Source organism: Aeromonas veronii (genome assembly GCA_041319085.1).
Taxonomy (GTDB): Bacteria; Pseudomonadota; Gammaproteobacteria; order Enterobacterales; family Aeromonadaceae; genus Aeromonas; species Aeromonas veronii_F.
The window spans coordinates 2,014,949-2,031,864 of the sequence record CP101033.1; the positions used below are offsets into that span (position 1 = coordinate 2,014,949).

Annotated in this window: 15 protein-coding genes; 7 read left to right on the forward strand and 8 right to left on the reverse strand. The window is 58.8% G+C overall.

The features are described 5' to 3' along the window. The first annotated feature begins 20 nt into the window (after nucleotides 1-20). From prpB to NMD14_09585, 3 genes are read left to right on the forward strand one after another with little or no spacing between them, the layout of a single operon-like run. Nucleotides 21-908, forward strand: coding sequence for a methylisocitrate lyase (gene prpB / locus NMD14_09575; protein XEI34603.1), 888 nt, complete (start codon nucleotides 21-23; stop codon nucleotides 906-908). Nucleotides 909-918: 10 nt separating this feature from the next. Further along, the gene (gene prpC, locus NMD14_09580; GenBank protein XEI34604.1) at nucleotides 919-2,046 is read left to right on the forward strand and encodes a 2-methylcitrate synthase; all 1,128 of its coding nucleotides are present in this window, start codon (nucleotides 919-921) and stop codon (nucleotides 2,044-2,046) included. Between the two features lie 10 nt (nucleotides 2,047-2,056). Further along, nucleotides 2,057-3,502, forward strand: a complete 1,446-nt coding sequence (locus NMD14_09585) for a bifunctional 2-methylcitrate dehydratase/aconitate hydratase (GenBank protein ID XEI34605.1) — start codon at nucleotides 2,057-2,059, stop codon at nucleotides 3,500-3,502. Between the two features lie 100 nt (nucleotides 3,503-3,602). Here the strand turns inward: NMD14_09585 and NMD14_09590 are convergent, their stop codons facing one another. Beyond that, the gene (locus tag NMD14_09590) at nucleotides 3,603-4,331 is read right to left on the reverse strand and encodes a hypothetical protein (GenBank protein ID XEI34606.1); all 729 of its coding nucleotides are present in this window, start codon (nucleotides 4,329-4,331) and stop codon (nucleotides 3,603-3,605) included. A gap of 261 nt (nucleotides 4,332-4,592) precedes the next feature. Here NMD14_09590 and NMD14_09595 point away from each other — a divergent pair, with 261 nt between their 5' ends. Beyond that, nucleotides 4,593-4,928 (forward strand): polyhydroxyalkanoic acid system family protein, encoded by a 336-nt coding sequence (locus tag NMD14_09595; protein XEI34607.1) that lies wholly within the window; start codon nucleotides 4,593-4,595, stop codon nucleotides 4,926-4,928. A gap of 255 nt (nucleotides 4,929-5,183) precedes the next feature. Next, nucleotides 5,184-6,614, forward strand: coding sequence for a wax ester/triacylglycerol synthase family O-acyltransferase (locus NMD14_09600; protein ID XEI34608.1), 1,431 nt, complete (start codon nucleotides 5,184-5,186; stop codon nucleotides 6,612-6,614). A gap of 114 nt (nucleotides 6,615-6,728) precedes the next feature. Here the strand turns inward: NMD14_09600 and NMD14_09605 are convergent, their stop codons facing one another. From NMD14_09605 to NMD14_09620, 4 genes are all read right to left on the reverse strand, one after another. Continuing rightward, complete coding sequence (locus NMD14_09605) at nucleotides 6,729-7,517, reverse strand: hypothetical protein (GenBank protein XEI34609.1); 789 nt, start codon at nucleotides 7,515-7,517, stop codon at nucleotides 6,729-6,731. Nucleotides 7,518-7,542: 25 nt separating this feature from the next. Continuing rightward, nucleotides 7,543-8,184 (reverse strand): TetR/AcrR family transcriptional regulator, encoded by a 642-nt coding sequence (locus NMD14_09610; GenBank protein XEI34610.1) that lies wholly within the window; start codon nucleotides 8,182-8,184, stop codon nucleotides 7,543-7,545. Between the two features lies 1 nt (nucleotide 8,185). Beyond that, entirely contained in the window at nucleotides 8,186-9,373 is a 1,188-nt protein-coding gene (locus NMD14_09615) for a patatin-like phospholipase family protein (GenBank protein XEI34611.1), read from the reverse strand. A 94-nt stretch (nucleotides 9,374-9,467) separates the two neighbouring features. After that, nucleotides 9,468-10,040, reverse strand: coding sequence for a phasin family protein (locus NMD14_09620; protein ID XEI34612.1), 573 nt, complete (start codon nucleotides 10,038-10,040; stop codon nucleotides 9,468-9,470). Between the two features lie 247 nt (nucleotides 10,041-10,287). On the opposite strand from NMD14_09620, the gene NMD14_09625 reads away from it, so the two are divergent. Beyond that, complete coding sequence (locus NMD14_09625) at nucleotides 10,288-12,261, forward strand: SDR family oxidoreductase (protein ID XEI34613.1); 1,974 nt, start codon at nucleotides 10,288-10,290, stop codon at nucleotides 12,259-12,261. 90 nt (nucleotides 12,262-12,351) lie between these two features. Here NMD14_09625 and NMD14_09630 read toward each other — a convergent pair whose 3' ends face one another. Then, a complete protein-coding gene (locus tag NMD14_09630) occupies nucleotides 12,352-13,227 on the reverse strand; it encodes an alpha/beta fold hydrolase (protein XEI34614.1) in 876 nt (291 codons plus the stop codon). Between the two features lie 170 nt (nucleotides 13,228-13,397). Between NMD14_09630 and NMD14_09635 the strand changes: the two genes are divergently transcribed. Continuing rightward, nucleotides 13,398-13,700, forward strand: coding sequence for a YebG family protein (locus tag NMD14_09635; GenBank protein ID XEI34615.1), 303 nt, complete (start codon nucleotides 13,398-13,400; stop codon nucleotides 13,698-13,700). 397 nt (nucleotides 13,701-14,097) lie between these two features. Here the strand turns inward: NMD14_09635 and NMD14_09640 are convergent, their stop codons facing one another. Together NMD14_09640 and NMD14_09645 are read right to left on the reverse strand one after the other, a co-directional pair. Beyond that, the gene (locus NMD14_09640) at nucleotides 14,098-15,618 is read right to left on the reverse strand and encodes a SpoVR family protein (GenBank protein XEI34616.1); all 1,521 of its coding nucleotides are present in this window, start codon (nucleotides 15,616-15,618) and stop codon (nucleotides 14,098-14,100) included. 9 nt (nucleotides 15,619-15,627) lie between these two features. Next, on the reverse strand, nucleotides 15,628-16,899 hold the full coding sequence (locus NMD14_09645) for a YeaH/YhbH family protein (protein ID XEI34617.1): 1,272 nt from the start codon (nucleotides 16,897-16,899) through the stop codon (nucleotides 15,628-15,630). Nucleotides 16,900-16,916: the final 17 nt, after the last annotated feature.

A 16,916-nucleotide genomic window follows, 5' to 3' on the forward strand; every position in this document is an offset into this window, starting at 1 on the left:
GACAGGTGAAAGGAGTCATGATGTCCAGTTTGTCCCCCTCGGCAGGCCTGCGCTTTCGCACCGCCCTTGCTAATGAACGTCCCCTGCAGATTGTCGGTACCATCAATGCCTATATGGCGCTGATGGCCGAACGCAGCGGTTTTCAAGCCATCTATCTCTCCGGCGCCGGAGTAGCCAATGCCTCCTTCGGCTTGCCGGATCTCGGCATGACCTCCCTCAACGACGTGCTGATCGATGCCGAGCGGATCACCGCGGCAACCCGTGTGCCGCTGCTGGTCGATATCGACACCGGCTGGGGTGGGGCATTCAATATCGCCCGCACCATTCGCGCGTTCGAGCGAGCCGGGGTTGCCGCCGTCCATATGGAAGATCAGGTGGCCCAGAAGCGCTGCGGCCACCGTCCCAACAAGGCGGTGGTGTCGCTGGAGGAGATGTGCGATCGCATCAAGGCAGCGGTGGATGCCCGCGAGAATAGCGAGTTCGTCATCATGGCTCGCACCGATGCGCTGGCGGTGGAGGGGATGGAGTCGGCTCTTGAACGCACAGCCGCCTATGTGGCTGCCGGTGCCGACATGATCTTCGCCGAGGCGGTGACCGAGCTGGACCAGTACGACCAGTTCAGGCAGGCGGCCAAAGTGCCGATCCTCGCCAACATGACCGAATTTGGCAAAACCGAACTGTTTGACAAGGAGCAGCTCGCCGTCCACGGGGTCGATATGGTGCTCTACCCCTTGAGTGCCAACCGCGCCGCCAATCAGGCAGCCCTCAACGTCTATCAACATATTCGCCAGGATGGCCATCAGCGAGCTGTCGTGGAGACCATGCAGACCCGGGAGTCGCTCTACGACTTCCTCGGATATCACCACTACGAGCAGACACTGGATCGTCTGTTTACAGCCAAGGAATAGGAGGCAGCTTATGGGACAGCAAAAACCGTTGGGCGGGGCAGGTCTGCGTGGGCAGAGTGCAGGGGAGACCAGCATCTGCACCGTGGGCAAGAGCGGCACCGGTCTTACCTATCGCGGCTATGACATCAAGGAGCTGGCCGACAGCGCCCAGTTCGAGGAGGTCGCCTATCTGCTGCTCAAGGGGGAGTTGCCCAGTGAGCAGCAGCTTGACGCCTACAAGCGCGAACTGCGTCGCCTACGCACCTTGCCCCAGACGCTGCTGGAGGTGCTGGAACGCATTCCTACCGATGCCCATCCCATGGATGTACTGCGCACCGGCTGCTCCATGCTCGGCGATCTGGAGCCGGAAGATGGTTTCGAGCATGAGCATGAAGTGGCGGATCGGCTGCTGGCCGCCTTTCCGGGCATTCTGATCTACTGGTACAAGTTCAGTCACGAGGGAGTTCGCATCGCCCTCGATACCGACGAGGAGTGTATCGGTGGCCACTTTCTGGCGCTGCTGCACCAGAAAGCACCGAGCGAGCTGGAGCGACGGGTGATGCACGTCTCCCTCATCCTCTACGCCGAGCATGAGTTCAACGCCTCCACCTTTGCGGCGCGGGTCTGCGCCTCGACCCTTTCCGACATGTTCTCCTGCATCACCGCCGCCATCGGTACCCTGCGCGGCCCGCTCCATGGCGGCGCCAACGAAGCGGCCATGGCGATGATCGAGCCCTGGCAAGATGAGGCGCAGGCAAGGCGCGAACTGCTGGCGAAACTGGCGGCCAAGGAGAAGATCATGGGCTTTGGCCACGCCATCTACCGCACCTCGGATCCGCGCAACGTTATCATCAAGGAGTGGTCGGCCAAACTTGCCGAGGCGGTGGGGGATGATCGTCTCTATCGCGTCTCCTGCGAGGCGGAGAAGGTGATGTGGGAGGAGAAAGAGCTCTTTCCCAACGCCGACTTCTTCCACGCCAGCGCCTATCACTACATGGGGATCCCGACCCAGCTGTTCACCCCCATCTTCGTCTGCTCGCGGATCACCGGCTGGTGTGCCCACGTGATGGAGCAGCGCGAGCACAACCGGATCATCCGTCCGAGTGCCGATTATGTCGGCCCGGCGCCCCGTCACTTTGTCTCTCTACAACAACGATAAGGAAATCACGATGTCCGCCAACGTCGACGTCAACCACAGACCCGAGCCCGATCAGGTGCTGGTCGATATTGCCGATTATGTCTGCAACCACCCCATTACCAGCTCTGCGGCTCTCGACACCGCCCGCTACTGCCTGATGGACACCCTTGGCTGTGGCCTCTTGGCCCTGCGCTTCCCCGAGTGTACCAAACACCTTGGCCCCATCGTACCCGGCACCCTCGTGCCCCATGGTGCCCGGGTGCCCGGTACCCAGCTCTGCCTCGATCCGGTCAAGGCGGCCTGGGATATCGGCGCCATCATCCGCTGGCTCGATTACAACGACACCTGGCTGGCCGCCGAGTGGGGCCATCCATCCGACAATCTGGGCGGTATTCTCGCCACCGCCGACTGGCTCTCCCGAACTCGCGTGGCAGAGGGCAAAGCGCCACTCACCATGGCTGATGTGCTGGTGGCCATGGTCAAAGCCCACGAGATCCAGGGGGTGCTGGCACTGGAGAACTCCTTCAACCGCGTCGGTCTCGATCACGTGGTGCTGGTCAAGGTCGCCAGCACCGCCGTGGTGACTCACATGCTGGGTGGCACTCGTGATCAGGTGATCGATGCGGTCTCCCAAGCCTGGGTCGATGGCCAGAGCCTGCGGACCTACCGCCATGCCCCCAATGCGGGTTCGCGCAAGAGTTGGGCGGCGGGGGATGCCACCTCCCGCGCAGTGCGCCTCGCCCTTATCACCATGAGCGGCGAGATGGGCTATCCCGGCGTACTGAGCGCCCCCAAGTGGGGCTTCTACGACGTGCTGTTCAAGGGCAACCAGTTTGCCCTGCATCAGGGCTACGGCAGCTATGTGATGGAAAACGTGCTGTTCAAGATCTCCTATCCCGCCGAGTTCCATGCCCAGACTGCGGTAGAGTGCGCCATGAAGCTGCACGGTCAGGTGAAGGGTCGGCTGGAGGAGATCGACCGCATTGAACTCACCACCCATGAATCAGCCATTCGCATCATCAGCAAGGTCGGCGCCCTCAACAACCCGGCCGATCGGGACCACTGCCTGCAATACATGGTGGCGGTGCCGCTGATCTTCGGTCGCCTTGTCGCCGAGGATTACGAGGATGACGTGGCCGCCGATCCCCGCATCGACGGGCTTCGCGACAAGATGGTAGTGCAAGAGGACAAACGCTACAGCCGCGAATATCTGGAGGCGGACAAGCGATCCATTGCCAACGCCATCCAGATCTTCTTCAAGGACGGCACTTACACCGCCAAGGTGGAGGTGGAGTACCCGGTCGGCCATCGTCGCCGTCGGGAGGAGGGGATCCCGCTGCTGGTGGAGAAATTCCAGCACAATCTGGCCACCCGCTTCCCGGCCAAACGGGTCAGCGACATCCTCGCCCTCTGTCAGGATGGGTCACGGCTTGCCGCCACCCCGGTACACGCCTTTATGGATCTGCTGGTGATCTGACTGGTCTTGTATTGGGCTACATATCGACAAACAGCGATCAACAAAAAGCGGGCCCATCGGCCCGCTTTGTTATTCTGGCAGAATATTCCTCACCAGAGCGTTAACTCAGCACACTGCTGTCGCCGTTAAAGAGCGCCGTCATGATCTCCGTCTCGCGACTGGCGATGGTCTCGAGAAACTCGTTGGCGCGTCCCATCTGATGGCACACCTGATAGCCCCGCTCGACAAAGGAGAAGAGCTCACCAAGCCCCGCCAGATGGGCCGGACCTGAGACCAGCTTGAGGGTTGCCCCCAGCAGCGGCTTTCTCGCCAGCTTGTCCAGCGTCATGCCAAGCTCGCTCACCAGAGTAATCTGATGTTCCCGGCGCGCCTGCTCACCCACGGCACGATAGGCGATGGTGTAATGGTCCGGCGTGATGGGATCAATGCCATCAATTCGCCGCAGCGCCACCACCATCAGGTAGTCCAGCTCCTCGGAGAGGGCATCAAGCTCGATCGCCTGCGCCAGCACCTTGTGGCCGGACTCCGGCAACAGCCGCTCGGCGGTCGGCATCACCCGCATCACATCTGCATCGCGGCGGGCACAATCGCCGGGGCCATAGAGATCGTTCAGGAAAAACTCGGCGGCAGGACCGTAGCGATCGCTCTCCAGCAGATCTCGATGGGTTCGCCCCAACCTGTCGGCCTGCCATTGGCGTAGCCGATCCCGATCCTGCTGATCTTCCAGGTGGGCACGCATCTGCTCGCGCAAGGCTGCAACCCGCTTGAGCTGGCGGTATAGCCGTTCCAGGGTGCTATCGTCGTCGTGGGCACGTTCTTGATGCGTCATCTACAGCTCTCTAGCCTTCAGGGCCCCTTGATGGGGATTGGGTGATAGGAAGATACAAGTGAATGAAAAACAAGCAGCTTTTGCTGACCGTTCCATCATAAGTGTAGCGCGCACGGGGGAGGGAAGAAATGCCGGACCCTGTAGACAACCAGCATCCCTCTCTACTCTGTTAAGTGAGTCCCATTTATGTGAACCATCCTTTCACTTGTTGTGAACATATGTTTAATATCAATAACTATCATATGACCCAGAGTAACGACCATGTTCTTCTACGACTCGCTCGCTGGCAGCAGCGCACTCTCCACCATTAAGATCAGCCGTCAGCATCCGCTTGGACTGGCCGCAGCCCGACTCGCGGCCGAAGCCATCGCCGCGGACATGAGCGAGAGCTATCAACTCGATTGCGAATGGGCAGATGAAGAGGAGACCGAACTGCACTTTCGTGGCTCAGGGGTACATGGCACCCTTACCCTGGACGATGAAACCCTGGAACTGGAAGTGCATCTTGGCTTGATGCTGTTGCCGGTACGCAGCGTACTGGAGCAGGAGATCCTAGATTATGTAGAAAATCGCTTACCTTGTCCCAAACGTGTTTGAAACTTTTCGCCGCACTGGCATTTAATAACCCTGCGGCGAACGATGGCTGTTTGAAATAAGTGGGCAAACCATTTTGCTTGCCGACTTAATTATACGGCGAGGTCTGGATTCTATTTTGCAAGTGAACTGTCATCCTTATTTCATATTTCGAGTCGGCACTCGTTATTGTCCTCTTGATTGCATCAAGTCTTCATCCTGATATGAGGGCATAAGCAACTTGCTGCCTCGGTAAATTCATTTTGTAGGGAAACAACCATGCCACTGAGTGAATTTATCTCCTGCGTCGATACCGCCTGGTTACGCATGGACAGACCCAACAACCTGATGCAGATCATCGGCGTCCTGATGTTTGAAGGCGAGCTCGATGAGGCGCGGTTGCGGGCCGGATTACGCCACACCATTTCGGTGCAACCCCGTTTCCACCAGCGAGCCGTGCTGGAAGGGGGATCCTACTACTGGCGCCATGACCCCGATTTCGATCTCGATCAGCACCTCAAGCGGGTGATCCTGCCGGGCGAAGCGGGCAAGCTCGAGCTGGAGAAGCTGGTGGCCGATCTCGCCTCGACGCCGCTCAACCACCAGCGTCCCCTGTGGGATATGCACCTGACCGACACCTCGTTGGGCGGGCAAGCGCTGGTGGTACGCATTCACCACGCCATGGGCGACGGTTTCTCGCTGGTGCGTGCCATGCTGACCATGATGGATAACACCCCGCAAGGGGCGCCACGGCCGCCGTCACCGGAGCCACTGGATGACAGCGATGACGAGGATGAGGAGGAGTGCCACCAGGGCAGTCGTTTGGTGCGGGCCGGTCTCAAGCTGACCGGTAGCCTCTGGTCCAAATATGTCGAGGTGGTCACCCATCCCACCAAGGCGGTGGATTACCTCAAGACCGGACGGGATCTAGCGAGCGAGCTGTGCAATATCGCCACCCTCAGTGATGACTCACCCTGCCGCCTGCGGGGCAAAACCACCAGCACCAAGCGGGTGGCCTGGTCGGAGCAAATTGATCTACCGGATATCAAGGCAGTGGGCAAGGTGCTAGGCTGCTCGGTCAACGATCTACTGATCGCCGCCACCGCCGGGGCGTTTCGCCACTACTTGCAAGAGAAGGGGGATGACGCTAACAAGGTCAAGATCCGCTCCCTGGTACCGGTCAATATGCGTGCGCCGGACGATGAGGGGGCGCTGGGCAACCGCTTCGGGCTGGTGGCACTGGACTTGCCGCTGGATGTTGAACACCCGTTGCAGCGGCTCTATACCGTGCGTGACCGGATGCAGGCGCTGCGCACCTCGCTGCAACCCGTGGTGGTGCTCAATCTGTTGCATGCCCTTGGTATGGCCCCCAATGCGGTGCAGCAGCAGGCCGTCGAGTTGCTCACGGCCAAGGCCAGTGCGGTGATCACCAATGTCCCCGGCCCGCAGCAGACTCTCTATATGGCGGGGGCACGGCTGCGCCAGCCGCTGTTCTGGGTGCCGCAATCGGGGGATATCGGCGTCGGCGTCTCCATCCTCTCTTACGATAACAAGGTGCAACTGGGCCTTATCACCGACAAGAAGCTGGTGCCGGACCCGGATCGGGTGGTGGCGCGTTTTGCGGTGGAGTTTGAACAACTGTTGCTGCTGGTGCTGATGGAGCCGGATCTGCAGTTCGATCCCCATGGACTGGATGCCCTGCTCGGTTGATTGACACTGAATCGACTGGCGACAGGTTGTTCAACCAAGCAACAACCATCAGCAAAGAGGCCAACCTGCGGGTTGGCCTCTTGTTTTGCTGTCTATCCGTGGCAAGAGTGGCGGTTAATCCTCCAACTCTTCGCGCGCCGCCTCCACATCGAGACGCTCCATGGCATCCACAGGTTCGCATCCGGCGGCTTCAGCATAGAGGGCTTCGGCCGCTTTCAGGCGGCTCTTGCCGTGCAGCATCACCTGAGCGTTGGCGTACTCCATGCGGGCGATAGCCGAGTCGGGGATCAGCGCCAGCGCCTCCTTGAAGTGACGCTCTGACTCCTCCTTCTTGGCGCCATAGGTGAGGCCGCCGATCATGGCCCCCAACTTGTCGACGATCTCGGCGTGCCAGGCACCGAAGGCAATATGGGCTTCGGCGTGGTCGGGCTCAAGCTCCAGCGCCTTCTCAAGGCTTGCCTTGATCTTGTCGCCAATCCCTTGCGAGAGCGCCTTGGTGATGGAGATGACCTGACTGTAGCGACCGAGTGCCAGAGCGTGGAAATACCAGGCGTTGGCGTTATCGGGCTGGCGCTTTTGCAGCTTCTCGGCATGGCTGGCCGCCCGCTCGAAGGCGGCGCGCTTGGCATACTTGTCCTCCAGCAGATAGCTGGCGTGGATCACCAGCGCCTTGTTCGCCACATTGAAGCCCGCCTCACCGGCCGCTTCGCCAAGGGCGACGGCCCGGGCAAAATCCCCGGCATGATAGGCCCGCCAGGCATCCTGTACCTGTTCATCCTCGGGCCAGGGTTCGGCATCCCCCTGATGGAGGCGATCCCAGTTGTCCGCCAGCTTCTGGCCGGCATATTCATAGGCCGCATCCGCGTAGGGGAAAGGGACAAATTCGAGTTGTGAAGTGGTCATGCTTGTTCTCCCTGTCGCATGTGAATCAAACCTTGTCGGTGTAGTGGTGGGCGAGGGCGCCCAGATGAGCGCGAGCATCGGCCCGCAAATAGGGGGCGACCAGCTGCATCACCTGAACGACGCCGAGCGCGATATCAGCGTCCGCCTTGGGGTGCAGTGCCCGCTGGTAAGAGATCCAGAATGTGCCCACCAGCGCCACATTGGCTGCCAGCGTACGCATCTGTTGCGCCGTGCCCTCCATCAGCCCGGCCGTTTGCAGGTGACTGCAAATGGCGGCTGCGGTCTGTTCCTTGCGGCGCAGCAGGGCGGAAAAGCGCTGCTCCACCTGATGATAACCGCTCATCAGGGTCGCGATATCGTAGTAGAGGAAACGGTACTGCCAGATGGCCTCAAACATCAGATGGAGGAAGAGCCAGATATCTTCCGCCTCATCGGATGGGGTCGTGACCGCCTCCAGCAGGCGATCCATCTGCTGCTCGAATTCGCCGAACAGGGCGTTGACGATCTCCTCCTTGTTGTGAAAGTGGTAGTAGAGATTGCCTTGGCTTATCTCCATCTCGGCCGCAATGGCCGAGGTGGTGACGCTGGGCTCCCCTTGTCGATTGAAGCAGGCGAGGGCAGTGGTCAGGATCCGCTCCCGGGTACGGCGTTTGGGTTTGCGATCCATGCTACTCCTTCGAGGGTGAACGGCGCACGCCGTGGCGATAGCGTTTGGCAAGCCAGTGCTGCAACTGTTCCAGCGACTTGTCGAGGGCGGCTACCGAGCCACTGCCAGGGGCCAGCAGGGTGCGATGTTCATCTGCCAGCGCCGCCAGATTGAGCTCAAGGCCATGCTTGGCCAGCACCGGCGCCAGCTCGTCACGGCGTTGCCAGAGATCGCGGCGGGTATGCTGGTAGGCGTGCTCGCAAAGGCGACGACGATCCCGATAACTGAACACATTGGTGAAGAACATCTCGCCATCGGCAGAAGAGGGCTCAAACAGCAGGGCGTCGGCGTCAGGATATTGGTGTTTGTAGCGATCCATCCCCACATGCATGCGGGAGTGGATGATGGCGCGAAAAGTCTGGGCCAGCACCACCGGCAGACCGCTATCCACCAGATTGGTCGGCGCGCCGGCGGCCATGTCCGCATCATAGGGCACCAGCGGATTGATGCAGAACACCAGATCCGCCCCCTCTTGAAGCGCTACCGAGGCGTGCAGGGTCTTGATCAGCGCCCCGTCCACATAGTAACGACCGTTGATCAATGAGGGGGGAAAGAGTCCGGGCAGGGCGGCCGACGCCTGCACTGCCGCCGAGATGGGCACGTCATCGAGCCCCGGGCTGCCGAAGGCGACCGGATGGCCGGTGTCAAGTTCGGTGGCCACCACAAACAGTCGACTGCGGAGCTGGCGAAAATCGTTGCTGCGGCCGGGACGAGAGAAAAACTGGGTCAGGGTGCGATCCACCCCGCGGTTGTCGAACAGTCCGGTCGGAATGGCCTTGGAGAGCCCCTGCAGCGATTCAAACAGGCTGCGCTTCCAGGGGGCCGCCAGATAGTAGGTCAGACTCTGCCACGCCAGTGGCGGGATCGAGGTCAGGCGGTCGGCGTATTCCCGAAAGGCGGGGCGCAGCAAGGTGGCCGGGTCAAACATCTCCCCCGCATCATCGCTGAGCAGGATCCGCACCAGCTTTGCCGGCGAGATACCGTTGGCCAATGCCGACGCCACCACGGCCCCCGAGCTCACACCAACATAGATATCGGCATGGTCAAGGCGCAGGCCGCTGATGCTGTCAGAGAGGGCAGCGCAGGCACCGATCTCGTAGATGCCGCCGAGCGGCCCGCCGCCAGCAAGGGCAATTGCGATGGTACTCATAGCGTCGCCTCCCTATCCATGACATTCTCCATGACAAGACCGGCCCAGCGAAGGGCATGGGCCGGTATCAATCACCTTCCGTCACCGCGAGGGATCAGGGCAGGATGCTTTCTGCTTTGGCCTTCACCTCTTTCACCGCATCTTCAGCGGCGGAGAGCAGATCGGCGGCCTGCTCGACGACGGCCTCCTTGGCTTTGGCGATCGGCGCTTTCTTTACGGGTGCTTTCTTGACCGGGGCCTTTTTGGGCGCTGCCGGTTTGGCTTCTGCGGCAGGGGTCTCCTCTTCCTGTGCATCCAGCAGTTGCTGGACCACGTCGGTCAGCTCGGCCATGCGCTTGGAGAGCTTGTCGATATCCTTGCGGGTCGGAATGCCGAGGCTGGCCACAGCGCGGGCCACGCGATCTTCAAACACCTGCTCCAGACGGCCCCAGGTATTGGCGGTCTTGTCGGTCACAGCGGCAATCTTCTCATCTGCGCTCTGACGGGTTTTTGCCTGCAGCGCTTCCCCTTCTTGCACCAGGGCTTCAAAGATCTTGCCACCCTCTTCCTGTGCTTTGGCATAGGCACCCAGACCCGCCAACCAGATCTGCTGGGTTGACTCCTTGATGGTGGAGGTGAGTTGGTTGTCGGTCACTGACCCTGCCAGTGCTTTCAATTTCTTAGCCATGATCTTCTCCTTGAATAACGACAGTTAAACGTAATGGCGACAACGACAACTGCAATCCGGTTGTGGCATTACTGATTTTTCAACTTCAGTCTAGGGACAAAAAATAGAGGGTTCTACCTAATAACGAAATAGTAAATTGATTGAAATCGGGGATGGCTCACGAACCGGCAATCGAATTGCAGATTTCAACATGAAGCGTGATATATCTAACCGTAAGTAACAGCCAAATCAGTAGCGGAACAATGACATGAACTATTTCATCACAGGCGGCAGTGGTTTTATCGGGCGCAGATTGATCAAGAAATTGCTGGAACGTGCGCCAGAGAATCGGGTCTATTTTTTGATGCGCTCCTCTCATCAGGATAAATTGCCGGATCTATTTGCATTCTGGAATGTGGATGAGCAAAGAGCCGTTCCGGTCATTGGCGACATGACGCTGCCACTGCTGGGGGTATCGGCAGCCGAGCAGGAACAACTCCTCGGCCGGATCGATCATTTTTTCCATCTCGCGGCCATCTATGACCTCAACGCCAAGGCCGGGATCCAGCAGCAGGTCAACACTGATGGGACCCGTCAGGCGGTGCAACTTGCCGAGCGGCTGGGTGCACAGCAGTTCCACCACTGCAGTTCCATCGCTGCAGCGGGCCTGTTTGACGGTCTGTTTCGCGAAGACATGTTCGATGAGGCCGAACACCTCGACATGCCTTACTTCCAGACCAAGCACGAAGCGGAAGGGATTGTGCGGAGCGAGTGCACCATTCCGTGGCGCGTCTACCGCCCGGGCATCGTTGTCGGTGACTCCAACACCGGCGAGATGGACAAGATCGACGGCCCTTACTACTTCTTCAAGACCATCCAGAAGCTGCGCCGTCTGCTGCCGCCCTGGATGCCCGCCATCGGGATTGAGGGCGGGCGCATCAATATCGTGCCGGTCAACTTCGTGGTCGATGCCATGGTGCATATCGCCCATCAGGAGGGGGAGGAGAGCAAGACCTTCCACCTGACCGACCCCAACCCGATGCGGGTTGGCGATATGCTGAGCACCTTCTCCCGCGCCGCCCATGCGCCGGAGCCTGCGATCCGCATCAACGCCTCTCTTTTTAACTTCATTCCACGCCACCTGACCGCCATGCTGATGACCATGGCGCCGGTGCGCCGCATCCGCGATGCCGCCATCGCTGATCTGGGTCTGCCCAAGGATGTGTTCCGGCTTATCAGCTACCCCACCCGTTTCGACAGTCGCGAAACCCAGCGGGTACTGAAAGGGACCGGTATCGAAGTACCGCCGCTGCACAGCTACGCCTGGCGGCTGTGGGATTACTGGGAGCGCCACCTCGACCCGGAGCTCTTTATCGATCGCTCCCTGCGTGGTCGGGTCGAGGGCAAGGTGGTGCTGGTGACCGGGGCCACCTCCGGCATTGGCCGAGCAACCGCACGCAAGCTGGCGGGGGCGGGGGCCAACGTCGTTACCATCGCTCGCGACGAGCAGAAGATTGCCGAGACTAAAGCTGAGTTTGCCGAGCTGGGACTGACCATCGAGATCTATCAGGGGGATCTCTCCAATCTGGTGCAAGCCGAAGAGATCACCGCTCGCATCGTGGCCGATCACGGTGGCGTCGATATTCTGGTCAATAATGCCGGCCGCTCCATCCGCCGCTCCATCGAGGACTCCTTCGATCGCTTCCACGATCTGGAGCGCACCATGCAGCTCAACTACTTTGGCGCACTCAAGGTGATCATGGGAGTGCTGCCCACCATGATCGAGAAGAAAAAAGGGCACATCATCAACATCTCCTCCATCGGGGTGTTGACCAATGCGCCACGCTTCTCCGCCTATGTTGCCTCCAAGTCGGCTCTTGATGCCTGGGTGCGTACTGCCGCCTCCGAGTTTGCCGACAAGGGGGTCAGCTTCTCCATTATCAATATGCCGCTGGTGAAAACGCCGATGGTCGCACCGACCAAGGTCTATGAGCAGGTACCGATGATGACGCCGGAAGAGGCGGCCGATCTGGTGTGCGATACCATCATCAACAAGCATGTGCGACTGGCGACTCGCCTCGGGGTGTTCGGTCAGGTGGTTCACGCTCTGGCTCCGCGCGTCGCCCAGGTGATCATGAACACCAGCTTCCGCACTTTTGCCGATCCCAAGGATGGCGACAAGTCCAAGGCCACCGCCGATCAGGTTGCCGTCTCCACCCTGATCAAGGGTATCCACTTCTAACTGAGTGATGCGATAAAGAGATCAACAGGGGCCTGAGCAATCAGGCCCCTGTTTTATTTGGAATAGCAGTTGAAAAACGATTAAGGAGGGTCAGACTCGGGACAACAACTCAAGCAGCAGATCAGTCGTACGGCGGGAATAGAGCAGAGAAAGATGCCCGATGGCGGGCAACTCGATATCTTCCATTCCCGCCAATCGTTGCCGTTCCTGCGGCATCACTACGTTGTCGTGACTGGTACGCACCGAGATGCCGGGTACGCAAAGCGGCACCGAAGCGAAACGCTGCAACCAGCCGGAGCCTGGCTCCATCTCGCGGGCATTGGCCCCAAGCCCAAGGGCGGCCAGCTGACTGCCCTGATGGGGCGTTGCCAGCGTGATCAGGCGCGCGACCTTGTCACCACCATGGAGAGCCAGATAATCGCGGCAGACCAGTCCGCCCATGCTGTGACCGACCAGCACCAGCTTATCAGCCCCGGTCTGCGCCAGCACATCGTCAATCCGGGTGGCCAGCAGCGGCACCATCTCATCGATATGACCAAATGGTGGCATCAGGGTAATAGTGGCGACCACATGGCCTGCGGCCTCCAGCCGGGCACGCTGAAGGCGCCAAATCCCGCGACTGCAACCGTAACCATGCACCAGCAATATGGGGCGCTGGCATGGACACAGCCGATCGGGTGTCATCAGTAAAGGCTCGAACGGAAGCAGCCAAGTAAAGGTGTAGAGATAGGCCAGCATCTCCTGCGCCATCATCTTCACCCTGCGCCAGGGACCGATAGCCGGGGAGGGGTAGAAGCGGGTAAACAGCCAGCTACCGAGCACCACCAGACAACGCAACCCAAGCAGGGCAAACACTACAAACAGCAGGGTCAGCAACCAGGGGAGCCCCACGACCAAGTGGGCGATGCTCCCGAGGAGCAGCACCTCCACCATCAGCAGGATAAACAGGTGTCGTACGATCGTCATAAGGCTATGATCCGACCAGTCAGGTGTGGAAGTCAAATGGCACTTTGAGACAGCTTGATCCAGCGCCTCTTTTGTCGCTAAACCCCGGCGAACTCTTTTCTGGTAAGGTTATTTGCAATACTGTATATCCATACATACACTTTATCCATCATCACCAAGAGGAGGCCATCATGGCTGTCGAGATCAAATATGTGGTTGTTCGTGGGGGAGTGGAAAAGATGACCTTTGCCAGCAAGAAAGAGGCCGATGCCTATGACAAACTGCTGGATACGGCCGACGAGTTGATGACCCTGTTAACCGGCGCCCCGATCGAGCTGGCACCAGAGCAGCAAGAGAGTCTGGCATTCTACCTGGCAGAGCAACGTGATGTGCTGCAAACCCTGCTGCGCGGCGGCAAGGTTCAGGCTGGCGCGAAAGAGGAAGAGGTTCCAACTGCCAAGCGCAAAGAGAAGGTGCTTAAACAGGTGGCCTGATTGCACAGGCCTGCTATTTCTCGGGATAAACAGCTCAGATAATTCACTTTATTTGCATTTAAAACCATTTTGACGGCTATTTACCCCGAGAATTTTTTAACAAAAGTGCATATACAATGCATAAACGACTCCTTCATGAGGGTAGCCGCTGCATGCCGGTAACTGGGTATTGCACGAGGTCATGGCCTGCATGGGTCGTGAGCTCACACGGTGCAACACAACGTTGGCGCAGCGTTAACTGGGAAAAGAGGGGCAACCGGTGTCGAAAAGTTGAGGTATCCATGATAGTAGACCAGCAAGGTGATAGCCTACTTCACGCTTAGCTTTTCAACAGGTCATTGGGATAGAGCCATAAACACGGCCCACCGACGTGGGCCGTCGAAAGATAGGTTACGCGTCAGATCCCCGGTTTTCGCTCCGGGCAGCGGCCGATGATATCTGCCGGCAGATCGCCGTTATCCTGCTCCAGCACCACATCGAATCCCCACAGTTGATGGAGGTGCTTGAGCACCTCGTGGCGAGAGTCGCCAAGGGGGATGCGGTTGTGGGGCACATAGCGCAGGGTGAGGGAGCGGTCCCCCTTCACGGCCACGTTGTAGACCTGAATATTGGGTTCCAGATTGCTGAGGTTGTACTGGGCCGACAGGGTGTTGCGCACCTGACGGTACCCCTCGTCATTGTGGATGGCAGAGACCTTCAGATAGTTCTTCAGATCGTCGTCATCGATGGCGAACAGCTTCATATCCCGCATCACCTTCGGGCTTAAGAACTGGCTGATAAAGCTCTCATCCTTGAAGTTCTGCATGGCAAAATGCAACGTTTCCACCCAGTTGCTGCCAGCGTAATCGGGGAACCACTGTCTGTCCTCCTCGGTCGGGTTCTCGCAGATGCGGCGCAGGTCGGTAAACATGGCAAACCCCAGCGCATAGGGATTGATCCCCGAGTAGTAGCGACTGTTGTAGGCCGGTTGATAGACCACGTTGGTGTGGCTGTGCAGCACCTCCATCATGAAGCGATCGCTCAGCTTGCCCTCGTCATAGAGGTGATTGAGGATGGTGTAGTGCCAGAAAGTGGCCCACCCCTCGTTCATCACCTGGGTCTGCTTTTGCGGATAGAAATACTGGCTGATCTTGCGCACGATGCGCACTATCTCGCGCTGCCAGGGTTCCAGCAAGGGGGCATTCTTCTCGATGAAGTAGAGAATGTTCTCCTGGGGCTCGGCGGGGTAGCGCCTGTCCTCCACGCCAGCGGCTTTATGCTGTTTGGGGAGGGTGCGCCACAACTCGTTGACCTGAGTCTGTAGATAATCTTCCCGCGCCTTCTGGCGCCGCTTCTCCTCGGCCATCGAGATCTTCTGCGGCCGCTTGTAACGATCCACCCCGTAGTTCATCAAGGCATGACAGGAGTCCAGTAATCTCTCTACTGCGTCAATACCGTGTTTTTCTTCACACTCGGTGATGTATTTTTTGGCAAACAGCAGGTAGTCGATAATGGATGATGCATCGGTCCACGCCTTGAACAGGTAGTTGTTCTTGAAGAAGGAGTTGTGACCGTAGCAGGCGTGTGCCATCACCAGTGCCTGCATCGGCATGGTGTTCTCCTCCATCAGGTAGGCGATGCAAGGGTCGGAGTTGATGACGATCTCGTAGGCCAGCCCCATCTGGCCGCGCTTGTAGTTGCGCTCGGTATGGATAAAGCGCTTGCCGAATGACCAGTGCTGGTAGCCGATCGGCATGCCAACGCTGGAGTAGGCATCCATCATCTGCTCGGCGGTGATCACTTCGATCTGGTTGGGGTAGGAGTCCAGCTTGTAGAAACGGGCGACCCGGGCGATCTCCTGATGATAGGTTTCCAGTAGATCGAAGTTCCAGTCTGGTCCGTCATCCAGTGGCGCTACACGTTTTTCAGTTTCGATCATGTGACCTCCTCACGCCGCTTGTTTCTTGAATAGCTCGCGGAACACCGGATAGATATCCTCGACCTTGCGAATGTGCTCCATCGCAAAGTGGGGGAACTGGCTGGCTACCGACTCATATTCGTGCCACAGGGTCTGGTGGGCACGGGTGGTGATCTCGATGTAGGAGTAGTACCGCACCCTTGGCATGATATCTCGCGCCAGGATCTCCCTGCACTGCGGTGAGTCATCGGCCCAGTTGTCACCGTCCGATGCCTGCGCCGCATAGATGTTCCACTGGTTGGCCGGGTAACGCTCGTTGATGATGTCGTTCATCATCTTGAGGGCGCTGGAGACGATGGTGCCGCCGGTCTCCTGGGAGTAGAAGAACTCGTGTTCATCCACCTCTTTGGCCTGGGTATGGTGGCGGATATAGACCACTTCTACGTTCTTGTAAGTCCGGCTCAGGAACAGATAGAGCAGGATATAGAAACGCTTGGCCATCTCCTTGGTGGCCTGATCCATGGAGCCCGAGACGTCCATCAGGCAGAACATCACCGCCTGGCTGGAGGGGACGGGCCGTTTGACGAAGTTGTTGAACTTGAGATCGAAGGTGTCGATAAAGGGCACCGCATCGATCCGTCGTTTCAGCTCCCTGATCTCCTTCTCGAGCAGGGCGATTTCGGCAAAGTGCTCGTTGGGATCGGTGGCCAGCAGGGCAAGCCGATCTTCCAGTTCATGCAGTTGGCGTTTTTTGCCCGCTTGCAGCGCCATACGCCGCGCCAGCGAATTTTGCAGCGAGCGCACCACGTTGATGTTGGCGGGCACCCCGTTTGAGGTGTAGCCCGCACGGTAGGTTTTGACTTCCATCAGCTGGTTGAGCTGGGTTTTCTGCAGCCGCGGCAGTTCCAGATCTTCAAACAGCAGATCCAGGTACTCATCCTTGGAGATCTGGAACACGAAATCATCGGCCCCTTCACCCTGATTGGATGCCTGTCCTTCCCCGGAACCCTGTCCTCCGGCCCCTCCTTTGGGGCGGTCAATCTTGTCGCCGGAGACGAACTGATCATTGCCGGGATGCACCATCTCCCGCTTACCGCCGTGCCCCTGATGAAAATGGGGCTCGCCGATATCCTTGGTGGGGATGCTGATGCTCTCGCCCTTGTCTACGTCCTGAATGCTGCGTTTGGAGACAGCATCCGATACCGCTTGTTTTATCTGCTTCTTGTAGCGGCGGATGAAGCGCTGCCGATTGACAGCGCTTTTGTTTTTGCCGTTGAGCCTGCGGTCGATAAAATGCGCCATAACTCCCCCTTGAACAG

Coding starts and splice junctions, on each gene's coding strand:
- prpB (XEI34603.1), top strand. CDS start 21: ATGTCCAGTTTGTCCCCCTCGGCAGGCCTGCGCTTTCGCACCGCCCTT.
- prpC (XEI34604.1), top strand. CDS start 919: ATGGGACAGCAAAAACCGTTGGGCGGGGCAGGTCTGCGTGGGCAGAGT.
- NMD14_09585 (XEI34605.1), top strand. CDS start 2,057: ATGTCCGCCAACGTCGACGTCAACCACAGACCCGAGCCCGATCAGGTG.
- NMD14_09590 (XEI34606.1), bottom strand. CDS start 4,331: ATGACGCATCAAGAACGTGCCCACGACGACGATAGCACCCTGGAACGG.
- NMD14_09595 (XEI34607.1), top strand. CDS start 4,593: ATGTTCTTCTACGACTCGCTCGCTGGCAGCAGCGCACTCTCCACCATT.
- NMD14_09600 (XEI34608.1), top strand. CDS start 5,184: ATGCCACTGAGTGAATTTATCTCCTGCGTCGATACCGCCTGGTTACGC.
- NMD14_09605 (XEI34609.1), bottom strand. CDS start 7,517: ATGACCACTTCACAACTCGAATTTGTCCCTTTCCCCTACGCGGATGCG.
- NMD14_09610 (XEI34610.1), bottom strand. CDS start 8,184: ATGGATCGCAAACCCAAACGCCGTACCCGGGAGCGGATCCTGACCACT.
- NMD14_09615 (XEI34611.1), bottom strand. CDS start 9,373: ATGAGTACCATCGCAATTGCCCTTGCTGGCGGCGGGCCGCTCGGCGGC.
- NMD14_09620 (XEI34612.1), bottom strand. CDS start 10,040: ATGGCTAAGAAATTGAAAGCACTGGCAGGGTCAGTGACCGACAACCAA.
- NMD14_09625 (XEI34613.1), top strand. CDS start 10,288: ATGAACTATTTCATCACAGGCGGCAGTGGTTTTATCGGGCGCAGATTG.
- NMD14_09630 (XEI34614.1), bottom strand. CDS start 13,227: ATGACGATCGTACGACACCTGTTTATCCTGCTGATGGTGGAGGTGCTG.
- NMD14_09635 (XEI34615.1), top strand. CDS start 13,398: ATGGCTGTCGAGATCAAATATGTGGTTGTTCGTGGGGGAGTGGAAAAG.
- NMD14_09640 (XEI34616.1), bottom strand. CDS start 15,618: ATGATCGAAACTGAAAAACGTGTAGCGCCACTGGATGACGGACCAGAC.
- NMD14_09645 (XEI34617.1), bottom strand. CDS start 16,899: ATGGCGCATTTTATCGACCGCAGGCTCAACGGCAAAAACAAAAGCGCT.